A 23902-nucleotide genomic window follows, 5' to 3' on the forward strand; every position below is an offset into this window, starting at 1 on the left:
AGCTGCAGCCAAGATCAGCCACTACGCCCGACAAGCCCTCACAGAACCGTGAAACGGATCTCCTGCTGGAGTACTAAACCGCTCGCCTCTATCAAAGGGCGCAGCGTCCCTTGGTTTTCGGATGTGACAGCCGGATGATTGATGAGGTCGCGCGCCGCGTTGGCGTCCTCGTCGTGGATAGCGTCTGCCACCAGCCGTTCGGTCAGGCTGTCTACGACATGTTTTGGCAGGCCCACGGCGAGGTCCAAGGCCGTCAGTCCGAGGCGAACGCGGAACACGGTGAGCCCGGGGGTTCGTGGTATGGCTGACACCCGATCGATGAGGCCAGCGTGGTCGACGCGGGTGCTACCCGCAGCCAGTTCCAGCCAGGTCATGAGGAGCCTGTGCACAGCTTGCTCCCACGGCGTTTCGATCTCGGTGGCCGCGAGGACAGCCGCTGCTGATGGCCCTTCGTCCCGCAGCAGGTGGGCTACGACCGCGACCTGTCTTCCGTCGAGGAGGGTAGGTCCGATTCCGTCGTATCGGTGCACATGGGTCACAGCGTCGTCCCACCGTCCGGCATGTATGAGAGCGCGGGTTCCGTCGGAGAGCAGTGTGCTGTGCAGCCAACTGACGATCTGATCTAGTTCTCCGGGATCGGCGGGAAGTTGTCGAGGCTGTATCTCCAGGTCGTCCAGAACAGCGGGAGTGCCGCCGAAGACGGCCGCGTACAGGTGGGCGAGTAGGCGGTACGCGCCGTCGCCGTCGCCTTCACGAATGCGCAGGCGGGCGAGATTGACGACTGGTTCGAGAGCGAAGCGGGCCGTGTGGCCGTCCAGCGGGGCTTGGCTCAGGTAAAGGCTGGCGTGGCGGTGGCACCAGGCGCGGGCAAGGTTGGCGTCTCCGCAGTCGGAGGCGACGAGGGCGGCTCCGTTGAACACCATGGACGCTTTGTCCGGATCGCATTCGCGGTGTGCGGCCTCGGCGAGCCTGACGAGCCGGTCTACCCGAGCGTCCAGTGGTTTGGCGGGCGGTTGTTTGCGGGGGACGAGTGGGAAGCGGACGGCGATGGTGGTGGCGAGAGACGGAGTCATAGTGTCCTCATCTGCTGCGGAAGGCCGCATGGTGGCAACGAGGCGCGTCCAGGGCGTGCGTGACGTCTCAGCCGCGCTCGTGCCTGGGGCGCCGGGGCGGGACAGGGCACCGCCCCGGCGTGGACGCGGTTAGAAGGAGATCGCGAGGATGGTGTCGGATCGACTGATGTCGCCGCGCCGGGCGGGCCGGGTTCCGGCGCGGTGGGCGGTGACGGTGGGCTGGTTGGGGCGGCCTGCCTCGTCCCATTGGTCGAGCAGGTTGGTCAGGTCTTTGGCGAGCGTGTTGGCGTCCGGGCCGTGGGCGATCGCGCCGAGTTCGTGGTAGCCGTTGCCCATGTCCTGGAAGGCGAGGTAGGCGATGGTGCCGCCGTGGTAGATAGCGGCACCGGCCCATCGGTAGGCGGGGGTGACCAGTCCGCTGGTGCGGGCGGTGTCGCCGACGCCGAGGCGGCCGAACGGCTGGTTGGCATGCGCGAGGAGCCACAGGTCGAGGTGACCGATGGGGTCTGCGTCGCTGACCTGGATGCCGGTCCAGCGTTCGAGCCGGGGGTGGCTCAGGGCGCTGGCGAGGGCGGCGCGGTCGGGCTGGTCGGTGGAGTCGAGTTTGAGGACCACGTCGGTGTCGAGGCGTACGTGGTGGTCGGTGTGCTCGGCGGTGCCGCGCATGGGGACGAATCCGCAGACCAGCGGCGTCGTGGTGCTGACCAACTGGTGGGGGTCGGTGCGGTCGAAGGCGAAGCATCGGGTCAGGCCGCTCTCGTGTACGCGCAGGGGCACGACGATGCGGCCGTGGTCAGCGAGTTGTTCCCACCAGGCGGCGGAGATGTCCCAGGCTCCGGCGGTGACGATGATCCGGTCGTAGGGCGCGTGATCGGGGTCGCCGAGGGCGCCGTCGCCGCAGATCACCTCGACGGTGTCGTAGCCGGCGCGGTCGAGGCCGGCGCGGGCGCCGTCGGCGAGGTCCTGGTCGAGTTCGATGGTGACGACCGTGCCGCCAGGGCTGGTCAGCTCGGCGAGCAGTGCGGCGTTGATGCCGGTGGCCGCGCCGATCTCCAGGACGCGGTGGCCGGGTTGCGGGGCGAGTTGTTCGAGCATGTCCGCGACGAGGCTGGGGCTCGACGCTGATGACAACGCGGCGCCGCTGGGGTCCCGTTTGGTGACGATCTGGCGGCGGGTGTACACGGTTTCCAGGTCGACGCCGGGGAGGAACTGCTCGCGGGGGACCGTACGGAATGCGTGAGCGATGGCGGCGGAGCGGATGTGGCCGCGCTGTTCGAGAGTGCTGACGAGGTGTTCGTGGAGCGCTGCGGCACTCGACGTTCCGGGTTCGGTGGGGGAATTGTTCACTGCGTTGACCCTACTGTCGATCTTGGCGGCGGGTTGATAGCCGGATGGGGTGTCGAACGGGCGGTGGAAGGTGACGTGCACGGCCGCCGTCGCGAGCAGCCAGGTGTCAGCGGCGGAGATGCCGAGCCGGTTGAACAGGAACAGCAGGTGGTGGGTCAGCACCTCGCGTAGGTCGCGGGTCAGTGCCCCGCGCCAATCGAGGAAGCCCAGTTCCGCGCCCGCCTGCTCGTGGGCTCTTGGCCATTGCGGGGTGATAGTCAGAGGGCTTCCGGCCGTGTCGTCGGCTGCGGTGAGCAGGCGCTGCACCGCCGCAATGAGCCGTGGGGTCGGCGTTGGGGAGTTCGGCTGGTGTCGGCGCGAGGCGAGAAGCCGCCAGACGTCGCCCTGCTCGGAGAACTCCAGCCCGGCGGCGCGCATGAGGCGAACGGCGAGCAGGACGCCCAGTTCACGCCGATGGGTGCCGCCGGTGGTGGCGAGATGGCCGAGGATGTGGCGGCTGTCGGCGTGGAAGAGGCTGTGGGCGATCGTCATTGCCTGGTCCCCGCCGAAGGCGTACGCCTCGGGCCGGTAGAGGGGCTCGGTGACACCGCAGACGCGGTCGTCGTCGGTGATGGAGGCGAGGAGGGCGTAGACCTGGGCGAGCCGGTCGCCGGGCAGGAGCCGCAGCCGCCACGTCTCGCTCTTACGGATGAACCAGAAGGCGGTGATCGCGCGGTGGTCTTCCGCAGCGGTGAGCTCAGGGGCGAGCCGCGCTGCGGCGAATTCCTCAGCGGCCTGCCAGTCCGAGAAGGTCAGGTTGATCTGGCGCCATCGGCTCACCGGCACGACGCCTGGTAACTCGGTGTCGGGTTCGGAATCGAGATCCACGACGCTCTCCTCGTCTAGTTGATCAGCAGGCTGGTGGCCCAGCGGACGTCGGTGCCGCTCGCCACGGTGTGCAGAGTGACGGCGACTCCGGCGGGGCCTGCGATCAAGCCGGATCGTGCCGGGGTGGCGTCCGTGGCGTGCTTAATCAGCAGGCGCATGAGGTGGGGCAGATCGCTGTGCAGGCTGGTGGTGCGGGCGTCGGCGGCGGCGTACCAGGCCGTGGCGGCAAGTCCTGCCCAGCCGTGGCACAGCGAGGGATCGACGATCCGGCTGAGCTGGAGGGGGTCGGCCAGGCAGCGGGTCAGGGCCTCTTCTGCCGCCTGTTGCCGGGCAGGGTCGTCGAGGGCGATCCCGGCTAGCTGCTGGGCGCGGGCGATGCCGGGGGTGCCGTAGCACCAGGACGGCCGCGCCGGTCCGCTAATGGACGGCTTCCCGGTGCGTAACTCCGCGACGGTGATCTTCTCCGGCCACCACGGTCCCGCAGGGCCCGGCTGCTGCCAGCAGTCGAGCCATGCGCAGATCCGGCGGAGCGCCTCCACATGCCCCGGCACCCGGATGTTCTGCCGCATGGCCAGGGCCAGGAGAGCCAGCGGGCCGGTGATGCCGTGCGCCATGCCGACGTTGGCATGCCCGCCCGGCTCCGAACCTTCGCGGCCGGCGGGGTCTGCGCTCCACCAACCCGGGGCCAGTCGGCCCGCGGCATCGTGGGCGTGAATTGGCTCGGTGAGCCGCACCAGGTACGCCAGCACCCGCCGAAGCAGAGGTCCGTCCGGGGCGCGGCGCAGCAGGTGGGCTCCCAGGCCGGTCAGCCCGCGTACGAGATCGAACTCCGACAGCGAGGGCCGGGCACGCGCCGCGAGGCGTGCCGTGGCATCGGCCAGGCGGCGTTCCACGAGTTCGTCGAGGGCGTGATCAAGCGTGTCCAGGGCTGCCGGGCGGGCGTGTGGCATGGCCATGGTCAGCGCGTGGGTGACAGCAGGTGCGCCGAACCAGAGTCCGGCTCCGCTGCCGTTGTTCAGCGTGTCAGCGGTCGCGCGTCGCAGCCACGCGTGGACGGGTTCCCACCCGCCGTGTCCTGTCTGCGCTCGTACCCCGTGCAGGAGTGCCACCCCGGCGGCGCCCCGGGACAGCGACTGGGCGTACCAGCGGGTGCTGCGTGGCCCGTAGTCGTCCGCTGCGAAATCCGGGGGTGGCAGCTCGGTCAGGGCGTTGGTGATACTCGCGGCCATCGCTTCGGCCGCCCGTAGCAACGGTGTCGTCAGCGGTGTTCCGGTCATCGGGACGCTCCTACGGCGCGCACCCGGCGGCGCACCGCCGCCAGCGCCACGTGGCGGGCCAACCGATACGTGAGCTGTTCGGCGTCTTCGTCGGGGCCGAGAGCGCGAACAAAGTGCAGGTGCATCAGCGACGCGAGCACCGAGGATGGAGTGAGCGGGCCGGCAACGGCGGACAGTTCGGCTGCGTACCGGGCTGCGACCCTGGAGCGCTCCTGCCACGCCTGCTGGATGGGCTCGGGAAGCTCGCTCGGGTCGAGCGTGACCGCTTGGCGCAGCACGTCCCGCTGGACCGGTGCCTGCCCAGTCTGCTCGGGGCGCGCCACCAGCCACTCGCATCCGTCGGCGCGGCTGCCGAGCATCGAGGCGGCCAGGTCGACCATGCTCAGGGCGGTCAGTGCCCGCCGATCGATCCCAGACTCGGGCTGCACTAACAGCTGCGCCAGGGCTGCGGTGGAGTCGGCGGCAAACAACTCTTCGGCCGCTGCCAGCGCGGTGCCGCAGCCGTACCGGCCGGACTCGGGATGGTAGGTGTCCAGGGCCCAATCGCCGGCAAGGCGCTGCTGTCGGAGCCCGGCGACCCACCGCCCGACCCGTACCGCCGCGTCGCCGTAGTCATCGGTGTGCAGTCGTAGTCGAAGATGCGAGCTGGGGCGTTGCATGCGGACGACCCACCACCGCGGCGGCTCGGGCCAGTCGGCGAACAGTGCGGGCAGCCCTCGCGTCAAGACCAGCTCCATCGTCGAAGGCTCGATGGCCACCGAAGCGGACAGCAGGCCACCGGCACCCGGTATGACCGGCTCCGGAGGAGCGGGCGGCGGCCAGGCTCCTCGCGCGGCAACCGCGGCCGGCGCCGCAGCGGGCGAGACCGTCGAGGCGACGGGCACGACGATCTCGTGGACGCGCCCGGAGAGCCAACCGAAGTCCTCCGGGCCCGCCGCCTCCACCACGGTCACCGGTCCAGCGCTGGTGTTCAGGTGGGCACGCAGTAGGGCACGATCCATGGACTGATCGAGGTCGAGCCGAAGCCGCTGGTCACCGTTGCCGACCTGCACCCATGCCGGCAGCCGCAGCCTCGTCCGCAGCGCCTCCCAGGCGGTCAACCATGCGCCATCGTCTGCGTCCGCACCGGGCAGGGACGCCGGATCGACACGCCACCGGGCCGCCACCAGGAGGACGCGGCCGTACTTCAGCGCGGGTCGAAACGGCAAGCAGGAAGCCGCACCCCAGTCGAACGGCTTCAGCCGGGCGTCCGTGGCTCGCGGCAGTTCCAGGAGAAACCGGCCGAGCAGCGGCATCGTGTGTACAGCGGCGGCATGCGCCACGGTCGGCTCCACCACCCGCCGCCGCGACATCGACACCAGCATCAGCCGGTCGCGGCCGGCGGTCACACCGAGGTCGTCGAGGCCAATCACGTTCTCGGCCACGGCCCGGTGCTCGGCCAGGCTGACCAACCACGGAACTACCTGCCGAGAGTTGAGCACGTTCTGGGTGTGCAGCTTGCGCGGCGGGAAGCTCAGCTGCGCCGGCATGGCCCCGGCCACCGCGACAGGAAGGCGGGCGAACTCCCGGCACATCAACTCCCGATCGGCGTAGGGCAGCCCGTCGAGGAAGCGCCCGCTCGTCGCCATCGCCGAGCGGCCCATGCCGGTCAGCGCGACAGTGAACCGTCCCTGTGTCAGCGCCTCCAGCGAGACCGCGCGGACCTCGGCCGAGACGTCGACGTGAGGGCTGACAGGCCCGGTGACTCGCCCAGTACCGGCAAGCCATTCGACGGCCGTGTCATCGAGAACCACCTCACGAGCACCGTCGATCAACGCCTGCTGAGCCATTGTGAACAGGCGCTCATCGCGGCCGGACAGCAGAGCCGCAGGCGCGTCGGCCACGGTGCTGAAGTGTTCTGGGAAGCCCAACCCGACGAGCGGATCTACCAGCTGAGCGAGCGGCACCACTGCCGTCAGCCCGTAGCGGTCGACGAACCGGGCACGGTACGCACGCCACTCTGGCCGCCCCGCCGGATCTGGCGTCAGCCGTCGTAGCACCTCCACCGATGCGGCGATCTCGGCGGCGACCTGCGCCGGCAGGGCGACCTGATCCGCGAGCCGAAGATCCACCGCGAGCGGCTGGGCGGCCGTTGCCACGCTGCGCATGTGGTCGGCGAGCCCACGAAGGTACGTCGCGTTCCCTGCGCTTGTACCACCGAGACGGCCGTGCAGCGAGCGCAGCTCGACCCGTAGGGCTTGCTGTCCCTCTGGATCACCGTCGAACGCCGCATCGAGGGTGTCCAGGACATGCCTGATCGGGTCTGTGCACGTCGACGGTGGTCGGAGAGCGGAGATCAACACGCCGTGGTCCACCAGGCCAGCGACCATCGCCTCAGCGGACGCGCGTGGGAAGCCTGGAAACGCAGCAGCGACCGTGTCGACCAGATCAGCCAACGGCAATGGGACACGGGCGAGTGATACCGCCAGCCGTACCGCTGCGGTGTTCTTCACCGAGGTCGACTCCGCACTTGCAGAGGCGTGCGGCCGGCGCTCCACGACGATCCGAGGCCCGTTCACCAGCGCCAGGTTGTTCGCCTGCACAGGCACACGGCGGCGTACGTCGGGCTCAGCTTCAAGGCGCGCGATCAGGGACGCGAGCCAACTCGCGTCCGGCCGTACCCGGATCGCCGGCCGCCCTGTCGCCACCACCGCAGCCACCGTGTCGAACCGCAGGGTCCCCACCCCCGAGAACAACCCGAAGGGCGTCGCACGTCGCTGCGCACGGACCAGGTACCGCGCCAGTGCCAGCGCCATCCGCCACCCTCGATCCGAAGCAGCATCTCCTGTGGCGAGGACCGCTTCTACGCGAGCAGCGAACTCGGGGCTGGCGGCCCAGATAGCCTCGGCCAGGCCGACCTTGCGCCAGGCTGCTTGCAACCAGTCCGCGATACCGGAGGCGTCGCTCCGGTCCGGCCAAGGCGCTGGGCCGTCGGGCCAAGAGTGAGCGGCAATGCGGATCGTGGCCGCATCGACCCACCGGAACATGGATCACCCTCCTTTCGTCACGACCTGTTCCTCTGCCGAAGTGGCTGGAGCTGGGGTGCTGGTTCCGGCAGGAATGGGGATCACCTGCCGGAACCAGCTGGGGTGTTCGGTCAGCAGTCGCTGCCCTTCGCGGTGTCGCAGCCGTCGTCCGTGTCGCCCAGCAGAGCGGCGGCGACCGGACCCTCCGTGACGATCTGCACGTCGAGATCGAACGGGTCGTTGCTGACGGCGAGCAGGCTGTTCATGGCAACCTCCAATGGGACCGGGATGTTGGGTGGGCAGGTAGCCCCCGCAGCTACCCGCACTACATCGGGCGTTTGACCAGCGCGCTGAGGAGCGTGCTGGTGGCGGGCGGCGCGTCGTGAAAGGTGGCGTGCCGCACGCTGACGTGCACGGTGGTACGCATGAAGAAGATGCAACTCCTTACGCTTGTCCTGCCCGCCGCCACGCCCTCCCTGGCAGCGACGACGAGCAGGAGTCTCAGAGACGCCGCTGTGAAGCGCCGTAACCCTTCGCACGTTTGGTGATTTCTCCGTCACGCGATCCGGCAACCACAGCCAACCGCGCCGTGACGCGGTTGAACAGGTCCGGGCCGTAGTCTCGCTGTTGTCTCTCGCCGGATCACCGTTCTTGACCTGCAGCGGATAAGCGGGCGCGCATTACAGTGCTTATGCATCGAGGAGGTCAGCGATGGCATCGCAGCTACCGGCATCCGATCGGGACCGGCTCATCCACCCGCTTAGCGTTGTGCGCGCCGCGAGAGGTTGGACGTACCAAGACGTGGTCGGCGTGATCGCGAAGCACAGCCGGAACATGGCCGCCCGAAGGGAGAAGGCATGGCGGTGGGAGCACTGGGGTGTGGTCCCCGACATCGAAAGCCAGCTCGCTCTCGCCGCTGAACTCGACGTTCCGCAAGATCGCGTACGGAAGGCGCCATGGCCCCAGTGGCTCCCCGACGGTGACCCGATCCCGACCTCGTTCGGATGGACTCAGCCGGGCGGACTACAAGCACTCGCCAACGCATTGGAGTACGCGCACGTGGACCGACGTGCCTTCATGAAGATCACAGGCATGCCGCTAGCCGGCATCGCCGAAGCGTGGCTGACCATCGAACCCCAAGAGCTCGTTGCCGTCCTGCGGGGTGGCCGGATCACCGCCGACCTTGTCGAACGGATGGAGGAGGGCCTCCCGCGGCTGCGGTTCCTGGAAGCGACCCGAGGCGGTGACCGAGCCCGGACCCTCATCCATGCCGAACTCGGCATGGTGGTGGATGTCCTCGACCGATCCGCCTACACGGCCGCAGTGGGTCAGCGGCTATACGCCCTGGCGGCAGAACTCGGCCGGATGGCCGGCTGGGCGTCGTTCGATGCTGGCCTACACGCGGCGGCGCAGCGCTACTGGCTTGCCGCGCTACACGCCGCACACGCCGCCGACGACCGCCTGTTGGGAGCCAACATTCTCAAATCGATGAGCCTGCGGTGCTACGACTTCGGCCGCCCCCGAGAGGCATTGGAGCTCGCCCGCAGCGCCCACGAGGGTGCCGAAGGGGCCACCCCACGCGCTGCTGCGATGCTGGCGCTACGGGAGGCCAGGGCTCACGCAGCGATCGGCGACGCCGCAGCCTGCGAACGCCTCCTCAAGCAGGCCGCCGTCGAGTTCGATCGCGTAACGTCGACCGACACGGAGCCCGCGTTCCTCGGGTACTTCGACGAATCCGAGTTCAACGCCCAGGTCGGGACCTGCTACCTGGATCTGGGCCGATCGAGAGAAGCCGACACGTATCTCAGTCACACGCTACGGCTGGTCCCAGCCACCAAGGTGCGAGATCGTGCCACGTATGTGATCCGTCGCGCGTCGGCGCAGGCGCAACTCGGGAACGCCGACCACGCCGCGTCGCTCGTCGCAGAGGCGATACCGCTGATCCGTGAAGCACCATCGGAACGTAATATGCGTCGCGTCGTTCGAGCACGGCAGCGGCTACCGTTCGCCAAGACCGACCCGCGCGCTCGCGCACTCGACGACCAGCTCGCCACCCTGGGGGCCTGATCATGGCTGACGACATCAAGGTCGCCGTGGTGACCGGCGCCAACCGTGGGCTCGGCGCAGCCATCGCCCGCAAGCTGGCCGAGCAAGGCTTGCACGTGGTGCTGGCGGGCCGGAACGAGTATTCCGTCGACCGCGTAGTGTCCGAACTGCTGAAGGACGGACTAGCCGCCAGCAGCCAACAACTCGACGTCAACGACCCGGCCAGCGTGGCGCGCGCCATCGCCGACACCGCCAAGCGACACGGCCGGTTGGATGTGCTGGTAAACAATGCCGGCATCGCGATCGACCGAGGCCAGTTGGCGGCCAGTCCCGACTTCGAGCGGATCCGCAGCGCCCTGGACACCAACCTGGTGGGCGCATGGCGCTGCTGCGCCGCCGCCATACCGGAGATGAAGAAGAACGGCTACGGCCGCATCGTCAACATCAGCAGCCACCTCGCCTCGCTGGCCACCATGGGTGACACGAACGTCTCCTACCGGGTGTCCAAGGCAGCCCTCAACGCGCTGACCCGGGTTCTCGCGGCCGAGCTGGCCGGCACCGACATCCTGGTCAACGCATGCTCACCGGGACGCATGAACACGCGGATGGCGTACGGCGAAACCGACCGTACCCCGGAGGAAGGCGCGGACACGCCGGTGTGGCTCGCCACCCTGCCGCCAAAGGGACCGACCGGTGGCCTGTTCGCCGACCGCAAGCCGATCGACTGGTAGAAGAAGTCGCCAGAAGTAGCGTTGCACCGTTCGAACTCTTCGACCGGGGCAGATCCTTGCGGCTGCGGGTGAGGTTCCCCCGGTAGCTCGGAGGCTTTCGATCATGCTCTGATGGAGCTGAAGGGAGTCATCCGTGGCACCACCGAAGAAGTATCCCGATGAGCTGCGTGAACGTGCGGTGCGCTTGTACCGGGAGTCGGACCCGAAGCCCGTGATCCGCCAACTGGCCCGCCAGCTTGGGGTGCATCACGAAGCGTTGCGCAACTGGATCCGCCAGGACGAAGCCGACCGCGGCCAGCGCGGATACCGGCCCACCACCTCGGAGGTGGAGGAGCTGCGCCGGTTGCGGCGGGAGAACGCCGAACTGAAGCGGGCCAACGAGATATTGAAAGCCGCCTCCTTAGATTCAGACGATCAACGCAACACTGCTGGTGGATGGGTGGATCATGGCTCGGATGGGTCGGCCGGGAATGCCGGACGCGATGAAAGAAGACTTGTGGCGGCGCTGGCGTGCCGGTGAGTCCATCAGTGTGATCTCGCGGGCGCTCGGCAAGCCGCCCGGTTCGGTCTTCACGGTGTTGAAGCACCACGGCGGCATCGCTCCCGCCGAGCGGATGCGTCGGGCGGATCGGCTGACCCCTGAGGACCGGGAATCGATCTCTCGTGGTCTCGAGGCTGGCGCCTCCATGCGTTCGATCGCCCTGTCCATCGGCCGTCCGCCGTCGACGGTGAGCAGGGAGGTCTCTCGCAACGGCGGTCGGTTGAAGTACCGTGCGTTCGCTGCTGAGCAACGCGCCCGTGAGCAGGCGGGTCGCCCGAAACCGTCCGCCCTGCAGGACAACGTGGTGCTGCGTCAGCTGGTGATCGAGCTGCTGGAGACGGAGTGGTCCCCGGAGCAGATCGTGGGGCATCTGCGGTTGGTGCACGCCGACAACCCGCTCATGCGGATCAGCCACGAGAGCATCTACCGGGCGATCTACACGACCCGGTGGAAGATGATCCCGCGTGAGTTGTGCGCCAAGCTGCGCACGGGCCGTCCCATCCGCAAGAACCAGAAGAACACGGTCAAGGGCCAGTGGCGCTCCCAGATCACCGGAGCACGGCCCATCGAAGAGCGACCTGCCGCAGCCGACGCGCGGACCGAACTCGGCCACCTCGAAGGCGATCTCATCATCGGAGCCAAGAACAGCCAGGTCGCGACCCTGGTCGACCGCACGTCGCGCTATCTGACCATGGTCGCGCTGCCCAGCCGTCACACCGCAACGGTCATCCCCGCCCTGCAGCAGGCGTTCTCGCTGATGGATCCCCGCCATCTCAGCACTCTGACCTGGGACCGCGGCATGGAACTCGCCGGCCATCGGCTACTCACCGACGCCACCGGAGTCGATGTCTTCTTCGCCGCACCGCGCAGCCCCTGGCAGCGGGGAACCAACGAGAACACCAACAAGCTGATCCGGCAGTACCTCCCGAAGGGCACCGATCTGGGCCTACACACCCAAATCGATCTCGATGCCCTGGCCGCCCGGCTGAACAACCGGCCCCGCAAGTGTCTCGGCTACCGAACTCCGGCCCAGTGTGTTGCCTTGACTGTTTGAATCTAAGTCGGCTTTTTTCGCCTCGGAACTCGACCCGACCCGGCGACGGTCGTGACGCTCGTCGACGAGCTGAAAGACCGCTTCGGGGTCGAGCCCATCCTCCGGGTCATCGGCGTGGCCGTCTCCACCTACTACGGGTGGCGTGCCCAGGCAGCCAACCCGTCTGCCCGACGCCGGCAGGATGAGGAACTGGCCGTGGAGATCGCGGAAGTCCACGACGTCTCCGGCGGCACCTACGGCAGTCCGCGGGTGCACGCCATGTTGCGCCGCCAAGGCCGGCAGGTGGGCCGCAAGCGGGTGGAGCGGCTGATGCGCGACGCCGGCCTGCAGGGCGCGTTCCTGCGCAAGAAGTGGCGCATCCCCTCCACCCGGTCGAACCCGAAGGCGACACCGGCACCGGATCTGGTCAACCGGCAGTTCACCGCTGCCGCGCCGAACCGGTTGTGGGTCGCCGACGCCACCCGCATCCCCTGCGGTGAGGGCGTGTTCTGGCTCGCCGCCGTGCGAGACGTGTTCTCCAACCGCATTGTGGGCTGGCGTTGCTCCGACCGCTGCGACACCGACCTGATCCTCGGCGCCCTGGAATACGGCATCTGGTCCCGCGACGTCCGCGACGGCCAACTGACCCACCACTCAGACCGCGGCTCGAACTACACCTCGTTCCGCTTCGCCCAACGCCTGGCCGACAACGGCATCCTGCCCTCGATGGGCTCGGTCGGCGACAGCTACGACAACGCCCTGATGGAAAACTTCTGGTCGACGTTAAAGATTGAACTGGTCTACCGCAACTCGTGGCGCACCCGCGACGAGGCCGAGAACGCGATCTTCGGCTACATCGACGGCTGGTACAATACCCGCCGCATCCAAAAGGACCTCGGCTGGCGATCCCCAGACGAGTACGAAACCGCCTGGCACACCCACCAGGCCCAACAGACCGAGACAGCTATCGTTCAACCTGAGCCAACCGGCGCCAGGTAAACAACCCTCCGGCAAACCGGGGGAACCTCATCATTCTTGAGGCGGTTGATATTGCCTTCGACCGCGCCGGAGCTGTGCGGCAGGGTCAGGCCGTTGCGGACGGCGTCGAAGTCGCGGCGCAGGTTGCGGGCGAACCCGGCCAGCGGCGTGAGGGTGTCGACTTCGACCGTGGTGATCCACGCGTCGAGGCGGTCGCCGTGGCGGCCGGTCATCATGACCGCGAAGTCTCGCACGTGTTTGACCAGTCGGTTGATGTCCCGATCCTGGCTGCGCAGCTCGCGCAGCTTGGTCGCGTCGCGGAAGTCGAGATGGTCGGGGTGAGTCATGATCCACGAGGTGACTTGACGCACCGTTGGCGGTTTCGGGCCGGGGTGGGGGGCGTGGCCGAGGCCTGTGCGGAAGCGGCGTAGGTAACGCTGGACGGCCAGTTCTCCGCCGGGATAACCCTGCTGTTTGCTCTCTCGGAACAGCTGCGTGGCGTTGCGTTGCCCTTCGTTCCAGCGCTGGTGCAGGTAGGCGACGTGGTCGTCGATCAGGTGCGTGCGTTGCTCGGTGACGGCGGTCAACTCGGTGAAGCCGGCCGCGTTGAGGTATTTGCGGACTGTGGCCTGGTGCAGGCCGAGCTTGCGGCCGATGGCGGACTTGTTCAGTCCCTGTGCGGCCAGTTGGTGAACGGCGGCGTGGTGTTCACGCAGGCGGGTCACGATCTTCTTCTCGGGTAGCGGCTGCACCTCGGCGGGCATGGTGTCGTCCGCGGATCCGCACTTCAAGCAGCAATGCCGTCCCGGCGATCGCGACATCTCGCAACCGGCGCTGATACCGGCCGTGAACCCGGGCTGACCGCTGCTGGCACCGACCACACCGCGCGGTCTCTGCCCGGACCCGCACGGACAGCACCACGACGCCGTCACGCTGCTCAACCGTCCCGATGGACAGAAGCGAGAGGTGCGGCAGTAACTGCTCCACAAGCGAACACGCCGAACATGATCAACGAAGGCACCGAGCTGGCGACGGACCTGTCCACATCACAAGATCGGCGACAGAGCCCGGATCTTGACGTTGATGGCGTCGACGAACACCACCGGATACACCCTGTCGAGGGCCGGTTCTACCACTTGGCCATGCCGTCCATGACCTTGTCGGTGCTGGTGGAAATGGTCCGCTTCGACACCTCAGCCCCATACACCTCGGCCAGATGCGCGGCGATCTCCCCGTGCGTCAAACCCTTGGCCGACAACGACAGCACCATGTCGTCGACCCCGGACAGGCGGCGCTGCCGCTTGCGTACGATCTGCTGCTCGAACGTCCCCGCCGCGTCCCGAGGGACCCGGACCTCGACCGGGCCGACATCGGGCAACACGGTCTTGGTCCGGCTGCCGTTACGCCTGTTCCCGCTGCCCCGACCGGCCCGGTCGTGCTTGTCATAGCCGACGTGATCGGTGATCTCACCATCCAGCGCCGACTCCAGGACCCGCTTGGTCAGCTGCTGCAACAGTCCTGCAGCCCGTCGCCACGAGCCCGATCGACCAGCATCGCGATCAACTGCTCATCCGTGACCGCACCCGCCGGCCCGGCGGCCGGCTGTCCCACGGTGGTCTCGGTCGTCATCTGGCGTCTCTCCCTTGATCGGTCGATCAGCCATTATTTGTGCAGTCCGTCCTGCTGATCGCCGCCGCCGGGGTGCTGCGCCTGATGCTCGTGCCGGAGCGCTGGATCATCGCCCTGCTGCTGGGCCCTGGGCTGCTGCGCGAGCGGGTCCGTGAGCTGGAGCAAAGCCGCGCCTTCGCGGTGCGGGACTCCACCGAGGCGCTACGCCGCATCGAACTCTCCACGACGGTACGCAGGCCCAGCTCGTGGCCTTGGCGATAAGAGTGGGCGCGGCCAAGGAGTGGCTCGCGGAGACCGCCGCCGATCCGCACACGCGCGATCTGGTGGTCAACGCCCACCGACGCGGAGGCGGCCCTGGTCGAGTTGCGTGACCTGGCCTCCGGGCGGAGTACGATTGCAGCTTCCGGAGCGCCGCTTACAGCGCGTCGGTGACCGGGGACATCCTCGACCGGTCGGTCTTGTCACGGGCGGGTCCGGAACGCGGCATTCCGCTACGACTGCCGCCGACCTGGCCAGCGATCTGGCGGCCGATGTCGCGCAGCGCGGTGACCTGGTCAGGACGCAGCGCATCGAAGACGTACCGCCGGACGGCTTCGACGTGGCCAGGTGCAGCCTGCTCCACCACGGTCATGCCTGCGTCGGTCAGGGTGGCCTCGATGTAGCGGCCGTTGTCGGCGGACGGCGCCCGGCGTATCCAGCCGCGCTCCTCCAAGCGCTTGGCCACGTTGGACAGACGCGTGACGGAGCCGTTCACGTGCTGGGCCAGCTCGCTCATCCGCAGGCACCGGCCGGGTGACATGGACAGGGCTGACAGGACCAGATACTCGAAGAACGACATGCCGCTGTCTCTTTGAAGCTGGCCGTCGATCTCGCCCGGCAACCTGATCATCAGCCATGACAGAGAGACCCAGGCGTCAAGCTCCTCAGGTAACAGCCAACGGGGTTCTTCCGGGCGCTTCACGTGGCCGATCTTACCCACTGGCAGGCCCTGGTTAGACGGACATCCCAGCTCAGAGGAGTGGCGTCGGGCTCGGGACGCGGGTCTGTTGCAGGGCAAGCCGGCTGGGGAGACGGTCGGGAGGCCGTCGGCGGAGCAGGTCGAGATCGCGCGGTTGCGCCGTGATCCGGAGTTGGCGCAGGCGAGGCTGGCGCGGACCGGGACGGCGTTGACGATCATGGGAAAAGCGCGCGAGATCTTGGAGGACATCTCCAGGAGCGAGTCGGACGGTCCGGACGTGTCGGGCTCGGCAGGCGCTGATGGTCGCCTACCAGGTGCTGACAGGGGCTGCGAGCACGACGCGGGACGCGAAGCGGCTGACCGGGATCGCCCGGTCCAGCGCTGAGCGCGACCGGCGGCGGCCGACACCGGCGGCGCCGGTGCGGCGAGCGCCGGCGAACGCGCTGACCCCGGCCGAACGCGAGCAGGTTCTGTGCCTGTTGAACAGTCTGGAGTTCGTCGACGCGGCCCCGGCGCAGATCTACGCGGCGCTGCTGGACCAGGGCGTGTACGTCGGGTCGATCGCCACCATGTATCGGGTCCTGCGCGAGCACGCGCAGGTGCGCGAGCGTCGCCGGCTGGCCCGGCACCCGGCCCGCTGGCGCCCCGAGCTGGTCGCTGACGCGCCGTGGCAGGTCTACACCTGGGACATAACCAAACTGGCCGGCCCGGCGAAGGGCGTCTACTACGACGCCTAAGTGATCATCGATATCTACTTCCGGTGCATCGTTGGTGCCCGTGTGCACGCCCGTGAGTCCGGCCCTCTTGCCGAGTCGATGATGCGCGAGGTGTTCGGCGTCCATGGCGTCCCGCACGTCGTGCACGTCGACCGAGGGACGTCGTCCGCGAAGTCCACGCCGCCCTCCTCGCCGACTACACCGCCCTCAACACCCCTTGACATCCATAGGAGCATCCGATCGGCACCAGGCCCGCCTGTCGGTCGACGGCGGGGTCAGGCTGGGACAACGCCGTCACCGAATCCTCTCATCGCCACTATCAAGACCGAGCTACTCGGCCACCGAGCCTGGCCCACCCACGCCGCCGCCACGCGGCGATCCTCGACTGGACCCCAGGGGTGGTACGACACCCGCCGCAGGCACTCCATTCTCGGCTACCTCAACCCCTGCTGCCGGTCGCGCCACGGCCGTTGCGGAGTCTCGTGCCGGTCGAGTTCGGCACGGCGGAACCCCCGTCACCTCCGGCCGACTTCGAGTTCATCTGCGGCGCGTACCGGCTGCCGGCCGGCCAGCACGTGCATCCCTAACTGGCCAACCTGCCCGACCCGATCGTGGTACCGACGGCCGGGAGTTCGACTCGGTGGCGGCGTTCCTCGACGATCAGCAGGCGTCCCGGCAGGTCACCGACGCGAGCCGATACGCGCTGCTGGATCTCATGATCGCGGGAGCCCTTCGACGGTGGATCGAGGCGGTGGACTGGCTGACGCCTCCCGATCCGCAGATCACGGCCGTGCTCCAGGCCATCGACGTCAGCCCTCGCGCCCGGTGGACGGTGCCCGAACTCAGCCGGGCGGTGGCATGTCCCGGGCCACGTTCACCCGGCGCTTCACCGCCGCCGTCGGCCAGCCGCCTGCGGCCTACCTGATGACGAACCGCCTCCGCCGTGCCGCCCGGCTGCTCCACGAGTCCGACGCCCCGCTGGTGGCGATCGCTCGGCGGACCGGTTACGCGGCCGAGTCGGCGCTGGCCGGTGCGTTCCGCCACGAGTACGGCATGACGCCCGGCGCGTACCGGGGCGCCCGGCAAGTCCAATAATCGATTTCTTCAGTGTTGGATTCAAGCTTGAAATAACTTCCCATCCCGACGATGATCGGGGCATGACAACGAGAAGACCTCGTCGATGGCTGACGGTCGCTGTGGCGGCCGTACTGGTCGTGACGGGGACCCTGGTGAAGGCCTCGCCGGCGTTGGCGGCGGACGCGTGCGCGACAGCCGGCTCCAACTTCACGAGACAGCAGGTCGCCGCGGGTACGGCCGGCATTCGTTCGGGCTGCGCCCGCGACGCGGGGACGTTGCGGACGTTGGCGCGCAGCGACACCGACGTGATTGTCGCGATCGACCTGAACCCCTCGGAACGACCGGCCGACACTCAGCGCTTCCTGACCGAGACCATCGACCGGGTTCGCGCCGGTCAGGCTCGAGGGCTCACGCTCAGCGCGTCGCTCGACGAGGAATTGAACCGGGTCGACACCGACATCTACCGGTTGGATCCGGACGTCACGTTCGACGGCACCATCCAGGTCGTCGACAACTCGATGGTGATCGTCGCGCCGGCCGGCGAGGTACGCGCCGCGGCCAACTGGTGGCAGAAGCTCATTGCCACCACGGTCAGCCTTGCAGTCGCTGGCGTGGCGTGGGGGTTGTGCCTGGCCGCGTTCAATGCCGGTGCTCTGTTGGCCACGCGGATCTGCACTGGGGTCGCCGGCGGCTTCGCCGGGCTCATCGCCGACCTCATGAACTCCTGGTTCGACGGTCGCTCGCTGGGCGACGGGGAGGTCTGGATGGAGGCGCTGGTGGTCGCCGCTGTGAGTGCCATCGGCAGCGCGTTTCTGCCGGAACTGGCCGCCTGGGTGCAGACGAGGGCGCCTGCGGTGCTGGCGAGCATCCAGCAGACCATGCGCAACTTCATCGCCCGGTGGGGCGCCTGGTCGAACCCGCTGCCGCTGATCGTGGACCTGTTCAACTCGGACTTGGCGACCGTGTTGGCGAACCTCCTCGATCGTCTCCGACGGGTTGGGAGCACCACGGTGCGGCCGGCCAAGATCATGGTTGTGGGTGACTCGCTCAGCCAGGGCCAGGAGGGCGACTACACGTGGCGGTACCGGTTGTCTCAGTGGCTACAGGAGAACAACATGCCGGTGGACTTCGTGGGGCCATACCACGGCACGTTCACCCAGGACCCGCCCGGCCCACCGCAGCCGCCGCTGTTCATCGGTGAGAAGGCTCCGGCGAAGCACCGGGTCAACGGCGGCTACGCGGCCGGGATCACGTTCGACACCGACCACTTCGCGCACTGGGGCAGACAGGCGGCGCAGGTCAAGAACGAGATCCGGCAGCAGGTCGCCACGTACCGGCCCGACATGATCGTGCTGGCTCTGGGCTTCAACGATCTCGGCTGGTTCGTCAGCGACGAGATCGGCACGATGGACAGCATCGCGACCATCATCGACGAGGCACGCGCCGCCCAGCCCGGCGTCGACTTCGTGGTGGCCAACGTGCCACAGCGCAGCCGGATCAGCTGGCGCGACGACCTGATCACCAAGACCACCAACTACAACCGGCTGCTCGCGACCGTACGTCCCCAGCTGAACAAGGCCATCTCCCGGGTCGAGATCGCCGACTGGGAGAACGGATACACCTGCCGGCCGGACGACTGCCCCGCCGCCTACGACGGCCTGCACCCCAACAACTGGGGCGAATACCAACTCGCCTCGGCGATCTCCCGCACCCTGCGCGAGAAGTACGGCTTCGGCATCAACCCGTCGACGACGCCGCCGCCGTTCCCGGCACGACCCACCCCGACGCCCGCCAACGTGCGAGCCGCGTCCAGCGACTACGGCGTCACCGTCACCTGGAATCCCGTCTACGGCGCCATCGGCTACGACGTGCGGTGGCGGATCAAGGGCCAGTCCTCGTGGACGGAAGGCAGCGTCTGGAACAACCGGCTCGACACCACCTGGACCAAGGACGGCATCGAGTGGGAATACCAGGTGCGTACCCGCGGCGGCGACACCGTCAAGGGACCATGGTCCGGCATCGTCGGCGCCATCGCCCGGCCGAAGACAGCCCCGCCGCCACTGGAGGTCATCAGCACCCCCGCCGCGAGCGGTGCCGGCATCGACGTCGAGATCAGGCCACCGACCGGCCCGTACACCGACACCATCGACCGGTACGAGCTGATCATCTTCGACGAGGACCAGCCCGGTGACCTGTTGCAGTCCTACGGGTTCCGCGGCACCCGGGTACACCTCGGCGGCCTGCGGCAAGGCCACCGCTACCGGATCGCCGTGGCCACCTGGAACGCCGTCAGCGGCGGCCTGCCCGGCGGCGCCCGCAGCGTCGTCGCGGGCGTCCAGACCCCACCGGTGCCGACGAACCTGCGCGTGTCCACCGTCGACCCCACCACCGTACAACTGAACTGGAACGCCTCCCCCGGAGCGGCTGGCTACCGCCTGTGGAAGCGCAACGCCAGTGAAACGGGCAGCATCTTCTACTCCTCGGACTGGATCATGTACGAGCCCAGTCACCGGGAGGAATGGCTGTACCCCGGCGCGTGGAATTTCGAGTTCTGCGTGACCGCGATCAACGGCTCCCTCGAATCCCCCAAATCCAACTGCGTGCGCCCACCACGTCCAGCTGGCATGTCACCCGCTGGGGGCGGCACCGCCCGGGCGTCCGCGCCGGTCAGCGACCAGAAGGTCGGCCCGTTCACGGCCCGGACGAACCCGGACGGCACGACGAACATGCTCGCCGGCGTCAGACCAACCGCACCCGCCATGGCGGGCAGCCATTAACCAGCAGCGCAACGGTCCTGGCCCCGGGCGGCGGCAGCCCCGTGGGCCAGGACCGTCCGGATCGCCATCCGAAATCGAGCAGGTCGGCTCCCAGCACCACCTCGAGCGCACGGTTACGACCCACCTTCTCGAGCAGGAGTTGTGTTCCCCGCCGCCGGGGATGATCCCGAGCAGGACCTCGCTCTGCGCGATCTTCCCGCGTTCCGCGCCGGCGAAGGCCATGCCAGCGGCAGCCACGAACTCCGCACCACCGGCCCAGGCGATGCCGGCCAGCTTGGCGATGGTGATCCCGGCGGATGCATCAGCACCGCAAGAACGCTTCGACCGGAGGAAGGCGCGATGACCACAACCCTCGGACTGATCGGCGCCGGCATGATCGGCACCACAGTGGCCCACCTGGCCGTTGCCGCCGGCCTGGACGTCGTCCTGAGCAACACCCGCGGCCCCGACACCCTCGCCGACCTCGTCACCAACCTCGGCGAGCACGCTCATGCCGGCACCCCCGCCGATGCCGCGCGCGATGGTGACCTCGTCGTGGTTGCCATCCCGCTCAACGGCTACCGCTTACTCCCGGCGGCGGCACTGGCCGGTAAGACCGTGATCGACGCGATGAACTACTACCCGCAACGCGACGGCCGCATACCGGAACTGGACGCGAACGGGCTGACCTCAAGCCAACTGGTGCAGCAGCACCTGGCCGACTCTCGCGTGGTCAAGGCGTTCAACAGCATCACCTACATCAGCCTCGGCAACCGAGCGCGGCCCGCAGGCGAGCCCGACCGCAGCGCCCTTCCCATCGCCGGCGACGACACCGCCGCCAAGGCACAAGTTGCTGCGCTGCTCGACACCCTGGGCTACGACGCCGTCGACATCGGCACCCTCGCCGACAGTTGGCGCAGCGAACCCAACACCCCGGTCTACGTCCAGCCCTACTTCGCCGGAGAGGCACCCAAGGGCCTCGATCCGGAGGAGGAATTCCGCTGGCACCTCACCAACCACGGCGTCCCGGTCCCCGCCGACCAGATCAGAAAACTCACCAACACCGCCGTACGCGGCAAGGCCGGCGGATACCTACCCGGACTGGAGACCGCATAAGCAGCGGTTGCTAATTCGCTGGGCACCTTTCGAGTTAGGGGTCGGGCACGAATCCACGGTGAGGCTTTCCGGTGATCGTCTCGGCAGGTGCTCTTCGCGAGCCGGCAATCGTGATCCAGACCGCGAGCAGCGGCGCGCGCATCTCGGGCGAGCGGGTGCTCGACGACCTCGAACACGTACGGGACTTCACAACGGAGCTGACCACTCCACGACCAAGCTCCACAACGTCCTGTTGAAAACTGCACCGTCTCTGCACCCGGGCCTAAAGGCCCTCTGGATCCGTATCCGTACGGAAGCCCTGCTCGCCGGATGCGTGGGCCGGGGCGCTTTCCCCACTCCTCCGACCCGAAGTGAGTCCGATGAGCAACATCGAGTTCGTTCAGGAATACAGCACCTTCATCGAGTCCACGATGCTCGACGAGCAGGCGTTCCTCGCCAAGCTGCCGCATTACATCACTGATGAATCCGTCCTGGCTGAACCCGACAGTATTTTCGGCCGCCTCGTTGGAATCAACGGCTGGAACCAGTGGCGCATGGCCGCGGCCGACATGGCGATGCGAACCGGTGTCCGTTTCGTGACCGGCGGATCACAGTTCTTCGAGAACGGTGACACCGTGCTGCACTACTATGAGATCGTCTTCTCCGCCCGCGAAGGCTATCCGGACGGCTGGCGCACATCGATTATCGAACGGTATGACTTCGCCGACGGCAAAATCGCCAGGCTGTCCGCCTACTACGCCGACACGACAGCATTCCTCAAGTACTTCTCCTGACCACCGTCTCGCCGGTGTGTACGCGTTGGCGCGACTCGCGCCCTCCGCAGCCGGCGGTTCTCCTGCGCCATCTCGCTGCTCGGCCGGTCGTGACGCTCGTCGGCGTCAGCCTCGGCTTGGCGAATCCAGTTCCTCAACGCCTCGTGATGCACGCCGAGCTGCTCAGCCAAACGCCGGATCACCGGCTTCGGGTCCGACTCGCGGTACGAACGCACAGCGCGCTGACGTAGCTCGTCGGGTTACTTCCTCGGTGCTGCCACGACAACTTCCCCCCACGGCCATCAGACCATGGTCAGGGGACCGAGCGTGCCGGCCCGAATCGTCGGCGTCAGGCTGCTGTGCCGGAGCGGACGAGTGGGCCGCCAGTCGCCTCCTTCGCGCCGGCTCGCGCTGCCGGCTCCGAAACTTTCGGCGCTCGCCCGATCGGAAAGCCCTCCTGCTCTCCGACGCTTGTGCTGGCAGCGAGGCTGTTGACGAATGACGGGGCACTGAGTAGCGTCAGCCCACAGCATCGTGGCATGTAAATATCTCGATAAGTTTCGAAGTCGGTCAGCTCACCGGCGGGACAACGACTGGCCCATCGGTGCGGCCACACGTCGGCTTCCGCCTGCGCGTCTGCGCTGGTGGAACCCGTCGCCCTGATTGGCCGCGGTCATCTGACCGCCGCCGCTCACGATCACCGATGGAGGGCCGTTGAAACGCGTCCGGACCACCGCCGCCGTCTTCGCCACCGCCGCGCTCCTCCTTGCCGGCTGTGGCGGATCGGATGACAAGTCCGACCCGAACACCTTCGAGTTCTGGTCGTTTGCCAACATCAACCAGAAGGCCGACGTCGACGTCTACACCAAGGCGCACCCGGAGATGCGCATCAAGCTCACCGAGGTGGGCACCACGACCGAGACCGCGCAGGCGCTCACCGCCGCGCTGGCCGGTGGCAAGGTGCCCGACCTGGTGCTGATCCAGGCCGACGACCTGCCGAAGTTCATGCAGTCCCCGGACAACTTCGTCGACCTCACCACGCGCGGCGCCGGCGACATCAAGGGGAACTACCTCGACTGGGTGATGGCGCAGTCGACGACCAAGGACGGCAAGATCATCGGTGTGCCGACCGACGTCGGCGGCTTGGCGGTGGCGTACCGTACCGATCTGTTCAAGGCGGCCGGCCTGCCCACCGACCGGGACGAGGTCGCCAAGCTCTGGCCGACGTGGGACGAGTTCATCAACGTCGGCAGGACGTACGCGCAGAAGACCGGCAAGCCGTTCGTGGACAACACGCCGACCAGCGTCTTCTTCCAGGCGGTCAACCAGGGCAGCCAGCGCTACTACACCGCCGACCGCCAGCTGGACTACGACAACGAGCAGGTCAAGGCGGCGTTCGACGTGACGCTGAGGGCCTTCGGCGCGGGCATCTCCGCCAAGCAGGGGACGTTCTCGTCCGGCTGGACCGCGGCCATGAAGAAGGGCGACTACGCGGTGGTGTGCTCGCCGTCCTGGATGCTCAGCCAGATGAAGACGAACGCTCCCGAGACAAACGGTAAGTGGGACATCGCCACCATTCCCGGTGGCTCGGGGAACTGGGGTGGCAGCTTCCTCGCCATCCCCAAGCGCGCCAAGAATGCGAAGGCGGCGTGGAACTACATCTCCGAGACGCAGTCGCCGAAGGGCCAGCTGGAGCACTTCCTGACGGCGGGGTCGCTGCCCACCGCTCCGTCGGTCTACACGGACCCGCAGTTGGTCGGGAAGACCGACCCGTTCTTCAGCAACGCACCGATCGGCAAGATCTACACCCAGTCGGTGCTGGGGATCAAGCCTTTCTACTTCGGTCCGCAGGACGGCCCCATCGGCACCGAGTTCCTCAACACGCTCACCAGCGTCGAGCAGGGCAAGGTGGCCCCGGCGAACGCCTGGGAGACCGCGCTGACGAATGTCAAGAACGCCGTACGCGAATGACGGAGGGCTGATGAGCGGCGGCCGGGTCC

21 protein-coding genes and 2 pseudogenes are annotated in these 23902 nt (G+C 67.9%); 12 read left to right on the forward strand and 11 right to left on the reverse strand.

All coding sequences use genetic code 11. The annotated features are described in order from the left end of the window. Positions 1-38 precede the first annotated feature (38 nt). The 5 genes from ACLQ2V_RS13770 to ACLQ2V_RS13790 all read right to left on the reverse strand — a co-directional run bounded on the left by ACLQ2V_RS13770 (position 39) and on the right by ACLQ2V_RS13790 (position 7835). Positions 39-1073 (reverse strand): hypothetical protein, encoded by a 1035-nt coding sequence (locus ACLQ2V_RS13770; protein ID WP_425718848.1) that lies wholly within the window; start codon positions 1071-1073, stop codon positions 39-41. A 129-nt stretch (positions 1074-1202) separates the two neighbouring features. Continuing rightward, positions 1203-3287, reverse strand: coding sequence for a methyltransferase, FxLD system (fxlM, locus tag ACLQ2V_RS13775; protein ID WP_425718849.1), 2085 nt, complete (start codon positions 3285-3287; stop codon positions 1203-1205). A 14-nt stretch (positions 3288-3301) separates the two neighbouring features. Further along, positions 3302-4564 (reverse strand): lanthionine synthetase C family protein, encoded by a 1263-nt coding sequence (locus ACLQ2V_RS13780; RefSeq protein ID WP_425718850.1) that lies wholly within the window; start codon positions 4562-4564, stop codon positions 3302-3304. Further along, positions 4561-7590, reverse strand: coding sequence for a lantibiotic dehydratase (locus tag ACLQ2V_RS13785; protein WP_425718851.1), 3030 nt, complete (start codon positions 7588-7590; stop codon positions 4561-4563). Before ACLQ2V_RS13785 ends, ACLQ2V_RS13780 begins: the two co-directional genes overlap by 4 nt. A gap of 110 nt (positions 7591-7700) precedes the next feature. After that, positions 7701-7835: an FxLD family lanthipeptide gene (locus tag ACLQ2V_RS13790; RefSeq protein ID WP_425718852.1), complete on the reverse strand. Its 135-nt coding sequence runs from the start codon at positions 7833-7835 to the stop codon at positions 7701-7703. A 544-nt stretch (positions 7836-8379) separates the two neighbouring features. On the opposite strand from ACLQ2V_RS13790, the gene ACLQ2V_RS13795 reads away from it, so the two are divergent. From ACLQ2V_RS13795 to ACLQ2V_RS13815, 5 genes are all read left to right on the forward strand, one after another. After that, on the forward strand, positions 8380-9636 hold the full coding sequence (locus tag ACLQ2V_RS13795; RefSeq protein ID WP_425718853.1) for a transcriptional regulator: 1257 nt from the start codon (positions 8380-8382) through the stop codon (positions 9634-9636). 2 nt (positions 9637-9638) lie between these two features. Beyond that, complete coding sequence (locus ACLQ2V_RS13800) at positions 9639-10346, forward strand: SDR family oxidoreductase (RefSeq protein ID WP_425718854.1); 708 nt, start codon at positions 9639-9641, stop codon at positions 10344-10346. Between the two features lie 133 nt (positions 10347-10479). Continuing rightward, positions 10480-10866: a transposase gene (locus ACLQ2V_RS13805; RefSeq protein WP_425718855.1), complete on the forward strand. Its 387-nt coding sequence runs from the start codon at positions 10480-10482 to the stop codon at positions 10864-10866. After that, positions 10817-11941: an IS30 family transposase gene (locus ACLQ2V_RS13810; protein WP_425718856.1), complete on the forward strand. Its 1125-nt coding sequence runs from the start codon at positions 10817-10819 to the stop codon at positions 11939-11941. Before ACLQ2V_RS13805 ends, ACLQ2V_RS13810 begins: the two co-directional genes overlap by 50 nt. 51 nt (positions 11942-11992) lie before the next feature. Then, positions 11993-12919 carry an IS3 family transposase gene (locus ACLQ2V_RS13815; protein WP_425718857.1) on the forward strand — a complete coding sequence of 309 codons (927 nt, stop codon included), beginning with the start codon at positions 11993-11995 and terminating at the stop codon, positions 12917-12919. Here the strand turns inward: ACLQ2V_RS13815 and ACLQ2V_RS13820 are convergent. The 4 genes and pseudogenes from ACLQ2V_RS13820 to ACLQ2V_RS13835 form a co-directional block, all read right to left on the reverse strand. Continuing rightward, a complete protein-coding gene (locus ACLQ2V_RS13820; protein WP_425718858.1) occupies positions 12892-13662 on the reverse strand; it encodes a transposase in 771 nt (256 codons plus the stop codon). The two genes, ACLQ2V_RS13815 and ACLQ2V_RS13820, sit on opposite strands and share 28 nt — an antisense overlap. Then, complete coding sequence (locus ACLQ2V_RS13825) at positions 13607-13885, reverse strand: transposase family protein (RefSeq protein WP_425718859.1); 279 nt, start codon at positions 13883-13885, stop codon at positions 13607-13609. Before ACLQ2V_RS13825 ends, ACLQ2V_RS13820 begins: the two co-directional genes overlap by 56 nt. Positions 13886-13965: 80 nt before the next feature. After that, a pseudogene (locus ACLQ2V_RS13830) lies at positions 13966-14417 on the reverse strand (transposase); the annotation flags it as partial. After that, positions 14399-14527, reverse strand: coding sequence for a hypothetical protein (locus ACLQ2V_RS13835; protein ID WP_425718860.1), 129 nt, complete (start codon positions 14525-14527; stop codon positions 14399-14401). The pseudogene ACLQ2V_RS13830 and the gene ACLQ2V_RS13835, both read right to left, overlap by 19 nt. Before the next feature lie 39 nt (positions 14528-14566). Between ACLQ2V_RS13835 and ACLQ2V_RS13840 the strand changes: the two genes are divergently transcribed. Then, positions 14567-14788, forward strand: coding sequence for a hypothetical protein (locus ACLQ2V_RS13840; protein WP_425718861.1), 222 nt, complete (start codon positions 14567-14569; stop codon positions 14786-14788). Positions 14789-14942: 154 nt separating this feature from the next. Here the strand turns inward: ACLQ2V_RS13840 and ACLQ2V_RS13845 are convergent, their stop codons facing one another. Beyond that, the gene (locus ACLQ2V_RS13845) at positions 14943-15488 is read right to left on the reverse strand and encodes a MarR family winged helix-turn-helix transcriptional regulator (protein WP_425718862.1); all 546 of its coding nucleotides are present in this window, start codon (positions 15486-15488) and stop codon (positions 14943-14945) included. Between the two features lie 296 nt (positions 15489-15784). Between ACLQ2V_RS13845 and ACLQ2V_RS13850 the strand changes: the two genes are divergently transcribed. From ACLQ2V_RS13850 to ACLQ2V_RS13870, 5 genes are all read left to right on the forward strand, one after another. Next, positions 15785-16222, forward strand: a complete 438-nt coding sequence (locus ACLQ2V_RS13850) for a hypothetical protein (RefSeq protein WP_425718863.1) — start codon at positions 15785-15787, stop codon at positions 16220-16222. A gap of 837 nt (positions 16223-17059) precedes the next feature. Further along, positions 17060-17296: a helix-turn-helix domain-containing protein gene (locus ACLQ2V_RS13855; RefSeq protein ID WP_425718864.1), complete on the forward strand. Its 237-nt coding sequence runs from the start codon at positions 17060-17062 to the stop codon at positions 17294-17296. Positions 17297-17430: 134 nt separating this feature from the next. Continuing rightward, complete coding sequence (locus tag ACLQ2V_RS13860) at positions 17431-20055, forward strand: SGNH/GDSL hydrolase family protein (RefSeq protein WP_425718865.1); 2625 nt, start codon at positions 17431-17433, stop codon at positions 20053-20055. A 141-nt stretch (positions 20056-20196) separates the two neighbouring features. Then, on the forward strand, positions 20197-21150 hold the full coding sequence (locus ACLQ2V_RS13865; RefSeq protein ID WP_425718866.1) for an NADPH-dependent F420 reductase: 954 nt from the start codon (positions 20197-20199) through the stop codon (positions 21148-21150). A 359-nt stretch (positions 21151-21509) separates the two neighbouring features. Continuing rightward, positions 21510-21923, forward strand: a complete 414-nt coding sequence (locus tag ACLQ2V_RS13870; RefSeq protein ID WP_425718867.1) for a hypothetical protein — start codon at positions 21510-21512, stop codon at positions 21921-21923. Here the strand turns inward: ACLQ2V_RS13870 and ACLQ2V_RS13875 are convergent. Next, positions 21884-22147, reverse strand: a pseudogene (locus ACLQ2V_RS13875) (transposase); the annotation flags it as partial. The gene ACLQ2V_RS13870 and the pseudogene ACLQ2V_RS13875 sit on opposite strands and share 40 nt — an antisense overlap. Before the next feature lie 469 nt (positions 22148-22616). Between ACLQ2V_RS13875 and ACLQ2V_RS13880 the strand changes: the two are divergent. Next, positions 22617-23873, forward strand: coding sequence for an ABC transporter substrate-binding protein (locus ACLQ2V_RS13880; protein WP_425718868.1), 1257 nt, complete (start codon positions 22617-22619; stop codon positions 23871-23873). The last annotated feature ends 29 nt before the right edge of the window (positions 23874-23902 follow it).

Source organism: Micromonospora sp. DT233 (genome assembly GCF_049841815.1).
GTDB lineage: Bacteria > Actinomycetota > Actinomycetes > Mycobacteriales > Micromonosporaceae > Micromonospora.

Excerpts from the sequence above, each read along its gene's own strand:
- ACLQ2V_RS13770 (WP_425718848.1), bottom strand. The coding sequence starts at position 1,073 with ATGACTCCGTCTCTCGCCACCACCATCGCCGTCCGCTTCCCACTCGTC.
- ACLQ2V_RS13780 (WP_425718850.1), bottom strand. The coding sequence starts at position 4,564 with ATGACCGGAACACCGCTGACGACACCGTTGCTACGGGCGGCCGAAGCG.
- ACLQ2V_RS13785 (WP_425718851.1), bottom strand. The coding sequence starts at position 7,590 with ATGTTCCGGTGGGTCGATGCGGCCACGATCCGCATTGCCGCTCACTCT.
- ACLQ2V_RS13790 (WP_425718852.1), bottom strand. The coding sequence starts at position 7,835 with ATGAACAGCCTGCTCGCCGTCAGCAACGACCCGTTCGATCTCGACGTG.
- ACLQ2V_RS13800 (WP_425718854.1), top strand. The coding sequence starts at position 9,639 with ATGGCTGACGACATCAAGGTCGCCGTGGTGACCGGCGCCAACCGTGGG.
- ACLQ2V_RS13810 (WP_425718856.1), top strand. The coding sequence starts at position 10,817 with ATGCCGGACGCGATGAAAGAAGACTTGTGGCGGCGCTGGCGTGCCGGT.
- ACLQ2V_RS13820 (WP_425718858.1), bottom strand. The coding sequence starts at position 13,662 with ATGCCCGCCGAGGTGCAGCCGCTACCCGAGAAGAAGATCGTGACCCGC.
- ACLQ2V_RS13835 (WP_425718860.1), bottom strand. The coding sequence starts at position 14,527 with ATGACGACCGAGACCACCGTGGGACAGCCGGCCGCCGGGCCGGCGGGT.
- ACLQ2V_RS13850 (WP_425718863.1), top strand. The coding sequence starts at position 15,785 with ATGGTCGCCTACCAGGTGCTGACAGGGGCTGCGAGCACGACGCGGGAC.
- ACLQ2V_RS13855 (WP_425718864.1), top strand. The coding sequence starts at position 17,060 with ATGTCCCGGGCCACGTTCACCCGGCGCTTCACCGCCGCCGTCGGCCAG.
- ACLQ2V_RS13870 (WP_425718867.1), top strand. The coding sequence starts at position 21,510 with ATGAGCAACATCGAGTTCGTTCAGGAATACAGCACCTTCATCGAGTCC.